Below are 14,012 nucleotides of genomic sequence, written 5' to 3'. Positions count from 1 at the left end.
AGCATGAGAGCATTACTATCCATTGATTATACGTTTGATTTTGTTGCAGATGAGGGACGATTGACCACGGGTGCTGCTGGGCAAGCGATTGAAGCTGCCTTAGTAGCTCGGACGCAAGCCTTTATCGAAGCCGGTGAGTATGTCGTTTTTGCCATTGATCGTCATGAGGAAACGGACAACTATCATCCTGAAAACCGCTTGTTCCCACCCCACAATCTTGCGGGCAGTACGGGGCGACATCTCTACGGCCGTCTAGCACCGCTTTATGAAAACTATCAGGAAGCGCCAAATGTCTATTGGATCGACAAGCGTCATTACTCCGCGTTTAGCGGTACCGACTTAGACATCCGTCTGCGGGAAAGAGGGATTACGGAATTGTACCTGACCGGCGTTTGTACCGACATCTGTGTCTTGCATACAGCAGTGGATGCCTATAATTTAGGCTACCAACTGGTGATCGATGCAGATACCGTTGCCAGCTTTGACGCGGTCGGACATGAATGGGCACTACGCCATTTTGAAAATACCCTAGGCGCGAAAATCATTTCTGCGAAGGAGGAAGCATAAATGGGATGGATGGATCAATTAAAAGCAAATTTCAGTTTCAGTGAACTGACTAGCCTTTATCAAGCGTATCAAAAAGGGGATCTTGATGTGAAGGCGTTGTTGAACAATGACTTCTTACAAAAGTATACGGATTTTCAGAACTTGGATGAGTTTATGGCTAAATTAGGCATCCAGAATGAAAACCAAATCTTCGACTTTCTAAAAGACCGCCCCAATCGGCAAAAAGCCGATCAAGTCGTCAATGAGCATTCCCAATTCGATTCTGTGATCAGTATGATGAAAAAAGCTTTGCAGAAATAAACAATTGGCGAAGAAAAAGCGCAAGCAGAAAAATCTGCTTGCGCTTTTGTTTACCAAATCTGCACACGATCTTCTGGTGCACGATACATCGGGTCACCAGGTTTGATATCAAAGGTTGTATAGAATTCATCGATATTTTGAACTTGGATATTGGCCCGTAGTTTAGCTGGTCCGTGGACATCGATCGACAGTAAGAGCTGTTGGTATTGTTCTTTGGCTTTTGTACGCCAGATCTTTGCCCAATTGGTGAAGAAGTCTGCTAAAGAAACATCGCTTTCTTTTTGCGCTGCTTCTAGCGCACAGCTTAGTCCGCCTGCATCGGCGATGTTTTCAGAAACAGTCAACGTTCCATTTACGGTACCGCCGGCAAAGGGCAGGCCATCAAACTCGTCGATCATCGCTTGAGCTAAGCGTTCAAAGTGTGCCAAATCTTCCTCTGTCCACCAATTGTTTAAATTACCATATTCATCAAATTTTGCCCCGTTGTTGTCAAAGGCGTGGGAGATCTCATGAGCAATGACCGCGCCGATCCCCCCATAATTTGCGCTGGTGGATTGCTCCAAACTATAAAAGGGTGCTTGTAAGATTGCCGCTGGGAAAACGATCACGTTTTTAAATGGGTGATAGTAGGCATTCACGGTAGCGGCGGACATTTCCCATTCCTCGCGATCCACGGGCTGCTGCCATTTTTTGAAGGCATCTTCTCGGAACAAACGATTGAAATGCAAGGCATTTGCCAGCAGACTTTTCTCTTCATCGGTATGCAACTGGTCATAAATGACAGGAACTTGATCAGGGTACCCGACATGGATACCTAAACGATTCAATTTGATAATCGCTTTTTGGCGGGTTTCTTCACTTAACCACGTGTTGTTGCGCAAACGCTCTTGGTAGACAGCAATCATTGTTTCCACCATATGTTTGACGTCTTTTTTCGCTGTTTCCCCAAAGTACTTGCGTCCATAATAATCACCGATCACTTGACTGAAATGACCCATCGTTAAGTAATAAGCCGCTTTTTGTTGGGGAGCCGCTTCATCGATCCCTGATAAGTAGCGGCTGTAGGTTCCGCCTAACTGACGCAATTCTTCACTCAGATAGCTAGTATAGCGCAAGCTTTGGTTGACGATCATCCAGCCTTTCAAGAGTTCAAAATGGCTATCAGAAACAATAATGTCAAAGGCTTCAAAGTAAGCGGGTTCCGTTACGATCAGCTCTTCTGGTGTCCCTGGTAAAAGGGCCGTCAAGAGTTGTCTAAAATCGATCTTGCTGGCTTGCTTTGCAAATTCTTCCAAGGAGCGAGGATTGTAATTTTTGCTATAATCCGCACTTTCTTCCGCACTGCGGACGTGAGGGGCGATCAATTTATCAAATGCGATCGCTTGCTCTACCAACGATTCCGCTTCTGCTTGGTCTTTTCCGTAAGCAACTAAAACGTTGACAGCCATCTCAAAGTAGACTTGCAGCATTTCGCCTGCTTGGGGATTATCTGTGTAATAGGTTTTATCCGGCAAAATAGTAGCAGGCGGATAGACCGACAAAGTATTCATTTGCGCATTTTTCATGTCTGCATCGACATCTAGTTGGAAAGGCAAGGCAATGCCCTCTAAAACGAAACTTGCCAGTTGCTGATTCAATTCCTCGTAAGAAGGCAACGCTTCGATTTTTGCTAATAGTGCACTTGCTTCAGTAGCACCAGCTGCCTCTCGTTGGGCAAAATCGCTGGCTAAGCGGTAAAAAGCCACAGCATCCTTCATACGGCCTTTTGGCGTAGCATGGGGATCGTGTGCCATATTTCCAAATTCTGCGATCATTAAGGAATCGATTCCGTCAACGAGATCTTGGAATCCACCCGTAGCGGGTTTATCTGCTGGAATAACAGCGGTCTCCAGCCACTCGCCATTTACATAGTCATAAAAATCATCTTTTAACAAGGTTGTCATGTCTTTCGCTCCTCTCGCTTTCTACTATTATGAAACAAAATCTTTAAGGACGCAAAGAAAAGTTTTCTAGACGAAAAAGGGTTTTGATCCAAGTAGGAGGAGAATCTAAGGTATAATAAGAAAAAAGGCAGGTGAACGAGATGGAACAAGTAGAGTGGAAAGGGATCGCCGAAGAGCGGTTTCGTCCGTATAAGCAGTGGGTCACTCCTTCAGGGTATTTATGCGGCACCTATGCGGCCGCCGTCTTTTTGGCCTACTATCAAGATTACATCGATGAAACGATCATCCCGAAAGCGTTTCGCAGAAAAAAACAGCGGGATCTGACAGTAGTGACGGAAATGCTGCGTGTGCTGATTCAGCCTCATGGGTTGCCGACGATCGCTTGGCAAGTCAGTCATGGATTGACTCGGTTTTTCGATCAATTCCAATTGCCTTACCGCGGACGTGCGACCGTTGTTGGCGGTTGGCATCGAGCGTGCAAACGAATCGACGAAGGCAAACCGGTGATCATCGGTATTTTGAAGCCTTTAGGTAGCACATATGGCAATCATTGGGTCGTGGCTTACGCCTACGCTGAAACCGCCAGCGGAGAACGCTATTTTAAAGTTCATGACAACTGGGGCAACTACAAAAAAGTGATTCCCGCCAGTTGGGTAAACGGTACCGTCACACTTCCTTGAACGAGACGGTTAAAAAAACAGTCACTTTGTGCTAGAATAGAAGAAAACAACCACATTCATTGGAGGCAATCATGGGCGAAAGTTATAAAGATAGTTCGTTGAAAATTTTTAGTTTAAATGGAAATTTACCATTAGCAGAAAACATTGCGAAAGTTTTCGGTACAGAACTAGGGAAGTCAAAAGTGACACAGTTTAGTGATGGAGAGATTGCCATCAATATTGAAGAAAGTGTGCGGGGCGACCATATTTATATCATTCAATCGACGAATGAACCCGTCAATGATCATTATTTAGAGTTGCTGATCATGATCGATGCCATGAAACGGGCTAGTGCGAAGACCATCAATGTCGTTTTGCCTTATTACGCATATGCACGGCAAGACCGAACTGCCAACCCGCATGAGCCGATCACTGCAAAATTGATTGCCAATATGCTGGTGGAAGCAGGAGCTTCTCGGATCTTGACGCTTGATCTGCATGCCGTCCAAGTTCAAGGCTTTTTCGACATCCCAGTGGATAATCTCTTTACGATTCCATTGTTTGCCCATTATTATCGCGAACAAAAAATGACGGGTGACGACTATGTCGTGGTTTCACCAAAAAACAGCGGTGTTCAACGGACCCGTAGTTTGGCAGAATACCTAGATACAGCGATCGCGATCGTCGATCAAGATGAAGCCGATGGCGGCTATGTGATTGGTGATGTTGTTGGGAAAAAATGTATTTTGGTTGATGACATTTTAAATACCGGCCATACATTGGCAAAAGCGGCAGACTTGTTGAAGGAAGCTGGTGCCAGCGAAGTGTATGCTTGTGTCTCTCACGCCTTGCTTTCACCGCCAGCTAAAGAAATTTTGGATCAATCAGCGATTGAAAGGATTTGTGTCACCGATTCTTGCTGGACTAGCGAAGAACGCCATCCAGAAAAACTGCACTACATTTCTTGTGCTGAATTGATGGGGGAAGCCGTTCGCCGCATTCACGAAAATACACCAATGAGTCCATTGTTCCGCTTGGAAAGCAAAGAGTATAAATAAAAATATGAAAAGCACCCGCTATCCCTAGGGACAGCGGGTGCTTTTGCGTGTGGGGGAAGTGGACCAGACCCAGCGGATCAGTTCAACTGGTTGCGGTTCAAGACTGTTTCTCGTTTGATCAACTTATGTGGTACGACCAGCTGTACGCCGTTTGAATCTTCATGATTCAATTGCGCCATCAGCCGTTCGGTAGCGATTTTTCCTAAGGACAACACGTTGATATCGATACTAGTCAAATACGGATGGGTCAAAGTAGCAAAGATCGAATTGTTGAAACTGATGATGGATAAATCGTCGGGAACTTTGTAGCCATACATCGTCGCTAATTGAATAATCCGCACAGCAAACAGATCATCGATCACGACGATGGCCGTTGCTTGGGATTCTTTGATCGTTTCTTCAAACGTGACGTAATCTTCTGCTTTTTCAAAGGTCAATGCTGGATAAAAGGGAAGATTTGCCAGCATCATGGCTTTTTGGTAGCCGAAGAAACGCTCGAAATACAGATTTTCATGGGTCGTATTAGTAGCAAATAAAATCTTCGTATGCCCTTGGGCGATCAGATGCTCGGTTGCTTGCTTGCCTAACAACTGGTTGTCATTATCGACAAAAACGATTTTGTCTTCATTGCTGTATGGTTGACCAATCAAGGTAAAGGGGACTTCTTTTTCGACCAGATAATCGATGATGGGGTCTTTTTCATCGGAATAGACCAAAATAAAGCCATCTACTTGTTTTTGCAGGTGCATCCGTTCCACGTTTTTTAGTAATGTAGCAAAGTCACGGGCGGAGGCAACGGCAACCGTCATTTGATGATGGCGGGCCTCTTCATTGATGGCTTCGATCGTTTCTAAATAAAAGGGGTTTCCTAGTCGTTCTTTCGAATCAAGAGGCGGCAAGATCACGCCGATGGCACTGGATATCTGTTTGCCGAGATTTCGAGCTGCAAGATTGGGGACATAGCCCATTTCTGCCATTACTTTGCGCACTTTCTTCTTGGTATCTTCAGAAATGCTGGGATGATCGTTTACGACACGAGAAACCGTGGATGTAGCGACGCCAGCCTTTTTGGCGACATCTTTGACCGTAATGCTCACTGATTTCCCTCCTTTTTTAGCTTATAGTATCACAAAGTGTCGGCACAAGGGTAGAGCCAATCAAAAGAAAGAAGAAATGCAGACATTTCTTCTTTCAGAAGGCTTGTTTAGTTGATCGCTGTACTGATTTCGTCTTCTAAAACATAGTCTTTGCCATACACCTTGATTGGCAATGCCTCACCGCTGATTTTTTTCAAAGTCACCGTCGACTCATTGACGGAAACGAAGAGCAGACGTCCACGATAGTTGATGTGGAAGGCATAGCGGCTCCACGTTTTAGGTAAGAATGGCGCAAACCCTAAGTGGTCGTGATCGGTTTTCATTTGAGCAAAGCCTTGAACGATCGCTAACCAGCTGCCGGTCATAGAAGTGATGTGCAAGCCATCATCGGTATCATTGTTGTAATTGTCCAAATCAAGACGAGCAGTCCGCTCATACATTTCCAACGCTTTTTCTTCCATACCTAATTCCGCTGCCAAAATCGCATGAATACTTGGGGAAAGGGAAGATTCATGCACTGTCATCGGCTCATAGAAATCAAAGTTCCGTTGTTTTTCTTCTTTGCTGAATTGATCGCCGAAGAAGTAGATCCCTTGCAAAACATCGGCTTGCTTGATAAAGCAAGAGCGCAAGATATGATCCCACGACCAATTTTGGTTTAACGGCAAGTGTTTTGGATCAAGATCGGAAACGGGCATCAAGTCTTTGTCTAAGAAGGTATCATGCTGGACGAACACACCAAGCTCTTGGTCTTCTGGGAAGTACATATTGTCGATGATGTCTTGCCATTTAGCTTGTTCTTCGTCTGAGATCGTGACAGTCGCTTCGTCTTTGAAGGCTTCATAGCTGGCTAAGGTATAAGCTAAGACCCAAGTAGCCATTTTATTGGTGTACCAGTTGTTATTGATATTGTTTTCGTATTCGTTTGGTCCTGTAACGCCATGGATCATGTATTTTTGCTGGCGTTTTGAATAGTGGACACGATCTGCCCAGAAACGTGAGATCGCGCTTAACACTTCTAATCCTTCTTTTTTCAGGTAACTTGTATCGCCAGTATAATTCGTATAGTTGTAGATGGCATAAGCGATGGCACCATTTCGGTGGATTTCTTCGAAAGTGATCTCCCACTCATTGTGGCATTCGATCCCAGTGAAGGTCACCATTGGGTAAAGGGCACCTGCTAAGCCTTGTTTTTGCGCATTGATATGGGCTTGCGGCAATTGGTTGTGACGGTATTTCAACAAGTTGCGGGTCACTTCTGGTTTTGCTAATGCCAAATACAATGGGACTGCATAGGCTTCGGTATCCCAGTAAGTCGCACCGCCATATTTTTCACCAGTAAAGCCTTTCGGTCCAATGTTCAGACGCTCGTCTTCACCATAATAGGTTGAGAACAATTGGAACAGGTTGAAACGAATCCCTTGTTGCGCCGCAGCATCGCCTTCAATGATCACATCAGCTAAATCCCAGCGGGCTTTCCAAGCAGCGACTTGTTCTGCACGCAACGCATCATAATCTGCTTTGTATAAAGTGCCTAATTCGGTGACTTTTGCTGGATGATCATGAGCGGGAACATCACGACTCGTAACGATCAAGACTTCTTTGATCAATGAGAAGGTGTCACCGGCTGCCCCAGAAAAAGCAAAGGTATCAGCGACGCAAAGTTCGCTTTTCACGGAATCGATCGGTGTTTGGCTATGACGCATAGCAGAAGTGACAGTGAAGCGTTCAATGTCAAAATTATTTTCTACAGTCCGAGTGGTCAAGTAATGGAAGGTTTCGGTTTGGCCATGATCTAATTCTTCCCAGAAACGTTCGTCGTAGTTGCTGTCTTCGTTATGGACGTTGTTATCTAGTTTAGAAACGACTTTGATCTCAGCGTCGCCTTCAATGATCTCAGCATCCATCTTAATGAGGGCAAGTTCACGTTTTACGATGCTCAAGAAGCGTTCAAATGAGAATTTAACCGTTGCACCTGCCGAAGACACAGTGTAGTTACGGCGCAAAATCCCAGTTTCCATGTCTAGTTCTAAATAGAAATCACTTGGGCTGATTTTTGCTAAGTCGACTAACTGGTCGTTGACAAATAGGTCCATCGCAATAAAGTTGACCGCGTTGATCACTTTGCCAAAATAATCAGGATAGCCGTTTTTCCACCAGCCAACACGGGTTTTGTCTGGGTACCAGACACCTGCGATATAAGTACCTAAGTGATGGTCGCCGCTATATTGTTCCTCAAAGTTGCCGCGCATTCCCATGTAGCCATTCCCGATGCTTGTTAGCGACTCTTGCAGTCGACGATTTTCTTTATCTAAGGTAGATGTCGCGATTTTCCATGGATCGATCTCGAACAATCGTTGGATTTTTTTCATGAAAGTCCCTCCAGAATCTTTTTGATATCTCTATCATAAGCGCAAACGATTGCATCGTCAAGTGAAAGTTGTTGCGTTTGTAGATTTTCCTGTTGGGAAACATAAAGAAGGAGAGATTCAGTTAGATAAAGGCGAAAAAGCGAATAGAATACCTTTTGATATTTCTGGGTTTACAAAATCTTTTTTCTCCGTTAGAATGAAATCATTAAGAAACCGATTGCGTAAATCGATTCAGGGAAGGAAGAAGGAAGATGAAAAAATTATTGAGCTTCGAATTTTGGCAAAAATTCGGAAAAGCGCTAATGGTGGTTGTCGCTGTTATGCCAGCCGCTGGTTTGATGATCAGTATTGGGAAAACGATCCCAATGATCAATGCCGACTGGGCATTTTTGATCACTACAGGAGGCGTCATTGAAAACATTGGTTGGGCAATTATTGGTAACCTGCACTTATTATTTGCATTAGCTATTGGTGGTAGTTGGGCAAAAGAGCGAGCTGGTGGGGCATTTGCTGCTGGGATCGCCTTTATTTTGATCAACCGGATCACTGGTTCGATCTTTGGCGTGACAAGCGCGATGTTAACCGAAGAAGGCGCCTTCACCCATACGTTGTTTGGGACAAAGATCATGATCGACGGCTTCTTTACTAGTGTACTAGAAGCACCGGCTTTGAACATGGGCGTCTTTGTCGGGATCATCGCTGGTTTTGTGGGGGCAACAGCTTACAACAAATACTATAATTTCCGCAAATTACCGGATGCGCTTTCCTTCTTTAACGGCAAACGCTTCGTCCCTTTCGTGGTGATTGCCCGTTCAGTGGTCGTCGCATTAGTATTATCGATCGTTTGGCCTTACATTCAAGCCGGCATCAATAATTTCGGTTTATGGATCGCGCAATCACAAGAAAGTGCGCCCGTTTTAGCACCGTTCTTGTTTGGAACCTTGGAGCGGCTGCTCTTACCATTCGGGCTGCATCACATGTTGACGATCCCGATCAATTACACCGAATTAGGTGGAACCTACACGATTCTTTCTGGGGCACAAGCCGGCACACAAGTCTTTGGACAAGACCCCTTATGGCTTGCTTGGGCAACGGATCTAGTGAACATGCGCAATGCTGGCGATACGTCACAATACCAATTTTTATTGGACAACTTTGTTCCTGCCCGCTTTAAAGTTGGACAAATGATTGGTTCCTCTGGGATCTTGATGGGCTTGTCTTATGCCATGTATCGCAATGTCGATGCGGACAAACGGCACAAATATACCTCTATGTATTTATCAGCTGCTATCGCTGTCTTCTTGACAGGGGTAACGGAACCGTTGGAGTTCATGTTTATGTTTGCTGCCGTACCGCTTTACATCGTTTATGCAGTCGTACAAGGGGCGGCGTTTGCGATGGCGGATATCGTCAACTTACGGGTCCATTCTTTTGGGAATATCGAGTTGTTGACCCGTACCCCAATGGCGATCAATGCCGGTTTAGGACAAGATTTGATCAACTTTGTGTTAGTGACCATCGTCTTTGGTGTCGGGATGTATTTCTTGGCAAACTTCTTGATCAAAAAATTCAACTTTGCAACACCAGGTAGAAACGGCAACTATGAAACAGAAGGGGCCAGCGATGCGCCAGCAACTGCTTCGGCGGATGGCCATTTGAACCCAGATTCGCAAGTCGTGAAAATCATTCATTTATTAGGTGGACGTGAAAATATCGCCGACGTTGATGCATGTATGACTCGTTTACGGGTCTCTGTGAAAAATCGAGAAGCGGTCGGCGATGAAAAAGCGTGGAAAGCCGCAGGGGCGTTAGGCTTGATCGTAAAAGACAATGGCGTGCAAGCAGTCTATGGACCGAAAGCAGATGTCTTAAAATCAGACATTCAAGATATCTTAGATTCTGGTGTCACGATTCCCGAACCGACTGCTAGTCAAGCACCAGTAGAAACGACTACCCATCAAAGCCAAGGCGTGACCGCTGAACTAGCTGCTGTTGCCACTGGAGAAGTGATGCCGATCACCTCTGTCAAAGACCAAGTGTTTGCGGAAAAAATGATGGGTGACGGTTATGGTATACGTCCAGAGCAGACGCCAGTTGTCGCACCAATCAGCGGGAAAGTCACCAACATCTTCCCTACGAAACATGCGATCGGCTTGCTTTCTGATGAAGGCATCGAAGTATTGGTTCACATGGGATTAGATACCGTTGACTTAAACGGTGCACCCTTTACGGTAGCTGTCACTGAAGGACAACAAGTGGCGGTCGGTGACAAGTTAGCGGAGATGGATCTCGCTGCAGTAAGTGCTGCTGGCAAAGACACCACCATCGTTGTAGTGTTGACCAACAGCGATCAAATCGATTCCTTTGAATTGACCCAAATCGGCAAGCAACAAGCAGCCGCAGTTGTTGGAATCGTAAAACTATAATAAAATGACAAGCGGGTCGACTCTTTTGTTGACCCGCTCTCTTTTATTTTCAAATGGAATCGTACAAGCAAACCGAGAGAAGGAGCCTTATTCATGAAGGTATTAACATTGAACACCCATAGCTGGTTAGAAGAAAATCAGCTAGAAAAATGCAAAATGATCGCCAAAGAGATTGCAACAGGCGACTATGACATCATCGCCTTGCAAGAAGTCAACCAAACGATCGCTGCTCAAACCATCGTTCCCGATGGGCTTTATTGCCCAACAGATACGCTGGTGGAAATCAAGGAGGACAATTTTGCTTTACGCCTAGTGGAAGAACTGCAACTGTTAGACTGTGATTACTATTGGTCATGGACTTACAGTCATGTAGGCTATGACATTTACCACGAAGGCAATGCCTTATTGTCCAAACAGCCCATCATTGCCAAAGAATACCTTGCTTCACAAGCCACGGATGTCTGGGATCATACCACACGCAAAAACCTGAGCGGCGTGACTGAAGCCGATGGACAGATCGTACAAGTCATTAGCTGTCATTTTTCTTGGTGGCAAGACGGTAAATTTGCCTACGAGTGGCAACAGACAGAAGCATTTTTAGCAGAACGGGCTGATACCTTATTGATCCTAGGTGATTTCAACAACGATGCCGCCAGTTCTGGGCATCAACTGGTCCTTGACAGCTCTTTGCAGCTGCAAGACAGCTTTTTAACGGCTGCTGAAACGATCGGGGAAGCCTCTGTCGTTAAAGCCATTGATGGTTGGCAAGACAATCGAGAAGCGTTGCGAATCGATTATGTTTTTGCTTCAAATGACCTGCAAGCAACGGAATATGAAGTCGTTTTTGACGGAACGCGTACTCCGATCGTCAGCGATCACTTTGGAATCAAAGTGGTTTTTGCTTCAAAAACAGAGCCAAACTAGCAGAAACGACAGCAAAAAGCAGTGCCAACCGGCACTGCTTTTCTTTTTGGGGAAGTTAAATCGCTGATCGAACAAGGAGGAAAAATAATAAACTCAATAAAAGAATGAATGCTAATGCCCCATAGGTAAAACTCTTTTCGCCCCAAGTTGCGTTTTCCTCCTGACTCGAAAGACTTCTTCTTGTAAAAAAGACGAGTCCTGCGCCGATGACATTCGCTGTCAGTAACTGCTGGAAGAAGATCAGGAATAAATACTGTCCCAAAAGGCCTTTTTTACTCATGGAAAACCGTTGAATAAAGTACAGGCAAGCCCCTTGCAGCAAAAGGAGACTACTTAACAAGACCCCTAAAGCGGCTAACGGTTGCGAGTTGAGGTACTGGGCAAAGGTCATCCCATGGTTGAAGGCAGTCAAGGAAAGATAAAGATAGTAAGCACCGGCGATCAAAAGCCAATAACTCAGTAAAATCAATGGAAACGCCCATTTTCGTTTAGTCATGGTTGCCCTCCTGTAAAGTGAATAGTCCGTAGGAACGGATCAAATAATCAATTAAGCAGCTCAGTCCGATCAAAGACTGGCTAGGGATTTTCTTGCGACCGATTTGAAAAAAATCGCAATAATAGGTCAGGTGAAACGTTGAATGGCGAGCAAAATAATTATCTCCTGGCGCACTCAATGTCAAAACGGGAATCTGACGAATCGCAAAAGTCGTCAGATTCTCTTTGACGTTTTCTGTTTCGCCGCTGAGTGAGGCGATGATCACACAATCTTCGGCAGTGATCATCGGCATGACCATATCAAATTCCGTTTTGTTCGGCAATACGATCACTCGTTTTTCCATAGAAAGCATCATTTTGGAAAACTCCTCCAGTGCTTTCTTTTGGGAAAACCCAGTTGGGTAGCAGTAGATGGTTTTGCTGCGGTCAAACAAGCGGTTGAGGGCAGCTAAGTCTACCGTTTTTAAATAGTTGAGGGTGGCGAAAATATCCTCTTGTTGTTTTTCAAAAATCGTTTTTTGCTGCGAAATCGTTGTTATCTGTTCTTGCTGATGCCGTAAAAAATATTTGAACTCGGAATAGCCAGAAAAACCAAGTTTTTTCGTCAACCGTAAAATAGATGACTTTGAGACGTGAACCTGCTCGGATAGCTCGACGATCCCCATAGATAGAACGGTATCGCCGTTGGAAAGAATATAGTTCAGAATGCCACGATCAAGTTCACTTAACTCTGATTGGTGCTGTTGAATCAAATACTGTAATTTCACAAAAACCCCTCCTTATGGATTAAGTATAGCTGAAAAGCCAGGAGGGGAGGCGAAGAACGCTGGCTAGTGTAATTCTGGCCAAAAGGCTTGATTTGCTTCAATCAATTCATCGAGTAATTCTTTGGCTACACGGGCATTTGGTACCACTTTTGAAAGAATCAGTGCTTGCCATAGCTTCTGATAAGAACCCTCTGCCCAAGCTTCCACGACTAATTTTTCTACGGCTACTTGTTGTTCCATCAATCCTTTTTGGAAGCGAGGGATCTTGCCTTGTGTGATTGGTTCTGCTCCGTTACTGCCGACGATACAAGGCACTTCCACCATTGCCTGCTCATCAAAGTTGACGATCGCTCCTTCGTTAGGCACGATCAACAGCATTCGTTCTTGCGTGTTATAAGCAATAGCTCGTGCAAGGTCAACGATGTAGCTGGCGTGTTCATCCACTTCAAGCGTGGTGTCAGTCGCTGTTTGGTTTTCTACGATGCGTTGGCATTCACCAAAGACGTGTTTTTCGCGACCAGCCATGACTTCATTTGCCCGTGTAAAAGATGGGTTGGTGTGCGCCACTTCATCTTGAGGGAAAAAGTAATACTTCAAGTAGGTATTTGGCAAAGTGGATGGATCAACCTCGTACACTTCTTTTGCTTTGGCAAAGGTGTGCATCCAGCTAGCATCAGCATGTTGGCTCGCTTCGATCTCTTCTGGCAATGAATAGCCGTATTTTGCCACATGCGCCTGAATCTGCGGCAACAAATCATTGCCAGCTTTGTCTCGTATATCTGTCCACCAGCCAAAGTGATTCAAGCCATAATAGCGAACCACCAATTCTTTGCGAGAAGCTAAGCCGATCGCTTGCGCCATCCGTTCTTCGATTCCCACTGGCATATCACAAATATTAATGATCTTGGCATCAGGGCGTAATTTACGAGTCGCTTCTGCGACGATCGCTGCGGGATTGGAATAATTCAACATCCACGCATCAGGAGAATATTTTTCCATATAATCGACTAACTCCAATACACCGCCGATAGAACGCATCCCATAAGCGATCCCGCCAGGACCACAAGTTTCTTGGCCGACCACACCATATTTCAAAGGGATTTTTTCATCCTTTTCGCGCATCGCATACAAGCCAACTCGGATATGCGCCATCACAAAATCGACATCCTGAAATGCGGTTTCGGGATCAGTGGTTGCTAAAAAACTGATTTCGGGTGCGCGTTCTTTCAATAAAATCTCACAAGCTTGTGCCACCTTTTCTTGTCGTTCTTCCAAATTGTCGTAAAACTTGATTTGGCGAATCGGGAAACGATCCAAGTGTTCCAAAAGCATCAAGACGATTCCTGGGGTAAAAGTACTGCCGCCTCCGGCGATCACGATTGAAAATTTTTTCATTTTTGTTTC

General features: G+C 45.0%; 12 protein-coding genes. 6 read left to right on the top strand and 6 right to left on the bottom strand.

Annotation, left to right across the window (positions count from 1 at the left end; all coding sequences use genetic code 11):
* Positions 1 to 3: 3 nt before the first annotated feature.
* Together CO692_RS05840 and CO692_RS05835 are read left to right on the top strand one after the other, a co-directional pair.
* Complete coding sequence (locus CO692_RS05840; RefSeq protein WP_005227824.1) at positions 4 to 567, top strand: cysteine hydrolase family protein; 564 nt, start codon at positions 4 to 6, stop codon at positions 565 to 567.
* Positions 568 to 867, top strand: coding sequence for a hypothetical protein (locus tag CO692_RS05835; protein ID WP_005227832.1), 300 nt, complete (start codon positions 568 to 570; stop codon positions 865 to 867).
* A 50-nt stretch (positions 868 to 917) separates the two neighbouring features.
* Here CO692_RS05835 and CO692_RS05830 read toward each other — a convergent pair whose 3' ends face one another.
* Positions 918 to 2,810: a M13 family metallopeptidase gene (locus tag CO692_RS05830; RefSeq protein WP_096741813.1), complete on the bottom strand. Its 1,893-nt coding sequence runs from the start codon at positions 2,808 to 2,810 to the stop codon at positions 918 to 920.
* Between the two features lie 140 nt (positions 2,811 to 2,950).
* On the opposite strand from CO692_RS05830, the gene CO692_RS05820 reads away from it, so the two are divergent.
* Both CO692_RS05820 and CO692_RS05815 read left to right on the top strand, forming a co-directional pair.
* Entirely contained in the window at positions 2,951 to 3,490 is a 540-nt protein-coding gene (locus CO692_RS05820; protein WP_005233534.1) for a C39 family peptidase, read from the top strand.
* Positions 3,491 to 3,561: 71 nt separating this feature from the next.
* Positions 3,562 to 4,527 carry a ribose-phosphate diphosphokinase gene (locus CO692_RS05815; protein WP_005233536.1) on the top strand — a complete coding sequence of 322 codons (966 nt, stop codon included), beginning with the start codon at positions 3,562 to 3,564 and terminating at the stop codon, positions 4,525 to 4,527.
* Positions 4,528 to 4,604: 77 nt separating this feature from the next.
* On the opposite strand, the gene CO692_RS05810 is transcribed toward CO692_RS05815, so the two are convergent.
* Both CO692_RS05810 and CO692_RS05805 read right to left on the bottom strand, forming a co-directional pair.
* Positions 4,605 to 5,624 (bottom strand): LacI family DNA-binding transcriptional regulator, encoded by a 1,020-nt coding sequence (locus CO692_RS05810; protein WP_005227844.1) that lies wholly within the window; start codon positions 5,622 to 5,624, stop codon positions 4,605 to 4,607.
* 107 nt (positions 5,625 to 5,731) lie between these two features.
* On the bottom strand, positions 5,732 to 7,996 hold the full coding sequence (locus CO692_RS05805) for a glycoside hydrolase family 65 protein (RefSeq protein WP_096741812.1): 2,265 nt from the start codon (positions 7,994 to 7,996) through the stop codon (positions 5,732 to 5,734).
* A 251-nt stretch (positions 7,997 to 8,247) separates the two neighbouring features.
* Between CO692_RS05805 and CO692_RS05800 the strand changes: the two genes are divergently transcribed.
* Positions 8,248 to 10,422: a PTS transporter subunit IIBC gene (locus tag CO692_RS05800; protein ID WP_096741811.1), complete on the top strand. Its 2,175-nt coding sequence runs from the start codon at positions 8,248 to 8,250 to the stop codon at positions 10,420 to 10,422.
* Between the two features lie 93 nt (positions 10,423 to 10,515).
* Positions 10,516 to 11,346: an endonuclease/exonuclease/phosphatase family protein gene (locus CO692_RS05795; RefSeq protein ID WP_096741810.1), complete on the top strand. Its 831-nt coding sequence runs from the start codon at positions 10,516 to 10,518 to the stop codon at positions 11,344 to 11,346.
* 55 nt (positions 11,347 to 11,401) lie between these two features.
* Here the strand turns inward: CO692_RS05795 and CO692_RS05790 are convergent, their stop codons facing one another.
* The 3 genes from CO692_RS05790 to CO692_RS05780 form a co-directional block, all read right to left on the bottom strand.
* Positions 11,402 to 11,842 carry a hypothetical protein gene (locus tag CO692_RS05790; protein WP_096741809.1) on the bottom strand — a complete coding sequence of 147 codons (441 nt, stop codon included), beginning with the start codon at positions 11,840 to 11,842 and terminating at the stop codon, positions 11,402 to 11,404.
* Positions 11,835 to 12,608, bottom strand: a complete 774-nt coding sequence (locus CO692_RS05785; RefSeq protein ID WP_077452306.1) for a MurR/RpiR family transcriptional regulator — start codon at positions 12,606 to 12,608, stop codon at positions 11,835 to 11,837. The genes CO692_RS05790 and CO692_RS05785 overlap by 8 nt, the downstream gene beginning before the upstream one ends.
* 63 nt (positions 12,609 to 12,671) lie before the next feature.
* Positions 12,672 to 14,003, bottom strand: coding sequence for a 6-phospho-alpha-glucosidase (locus CO692_RS05780; RefSeq protein ID WP_008379332.1), 1,332 nt, complete (start codon positions 14,001 to 14,003; stop codon positions 12,672 to 12,674).
* Between the last annotated feature and the right edge of the window lie 9 nt (positions 14,004 to 14,012).

The sequence above is a fragment of the Enterococcus sp. FDAARGOS_375 genome (assembly GCF_002393265.1).
GTDB classification, from domain to species: domain Bacteria; phylum Bacillota; class Bacilli; order Lactobacillales; family Enterococcaceae; genus Enterococcus_D; species Enterococcus_D innesii.
Note: the sequence above shows the minus strand (reverse complement) of the source record. Positions and strands in the feature narration are given on the sequence as shown.

Excerpts from the sequence above, each read along its gene's own strand:
- CO692_RS05840 (WP_005227824.1), top strand. The coding sequence starts at position 4 with ATGAGAGCATTACTATCCATTGATTATACGTTTGATTTTGTTGCAGAT.
- CO692_RS05805 (WP_096741812.1), bottom strand. The coding sequence starts at position 7,996 with ATGAAAAAAATCCAACGATTGTTCGAGATCGATCCATGGAAAATCGCG.
- CO692_RS05820 (WP_005233534.1), top strand. The coding sequence starts at position 2,951 with ATGGAACAAGTAGAGTGGAAAGGGATCGCCGAAGAGCGGTTTCGTCCG.
- CO692_RS05835 (WP_005227832.1), top strand. The coding sequence starts at position 568 with ATGGGATGGATGGATCAATTAAAAGCAAATTTCAGTTTCAGTGAACTG.
- CO692_RS05790 (WP_096741809.1), bottom strand. The coding sequence starts at position 11,842 with ATGACTAAACGAAAATGGGCGTTTCCATTGATTTTACTGAGTTATTGG.
- CO692_RS05800 (WP_096741811.1), top strand. The coding sequence starts at position 8,248 with ATGAAAAAATTATTGAGCTTCGAATTTTGGCAAAAATTCGGAAAAGCG.
- CO692_RS05830 (WP_096741813.1), bottom strand. The coding sequence starts at position 2,810 with ATGACAACCTTGTTAAAAGATGATTTTTATGACTATGTAAATGGCGAG.
- CO692_RS05780 (WP_008379332.1), bottom strand. The coding sequence starts at position 14,003 with ATGAAAAAATTTTCAATCGTGATCGCCGGAGGCGGCAGTACTTTTACC.
- CO692_RS05795 (WP_096741810.1), top strand. The coding sequence starts at position 10,516 with ATGAAGGTATTAACATTGAACACCCATAGCTGGTTAGAAGAAAATCAG.
- CO692_RS05815 (WP_005233536.1), top strand. The coding sequence starts at position 3,562 with ATGGGCGAAAGTTATAAAGATAGTTCGTTGAAAATTTTTAGTTTAAAT.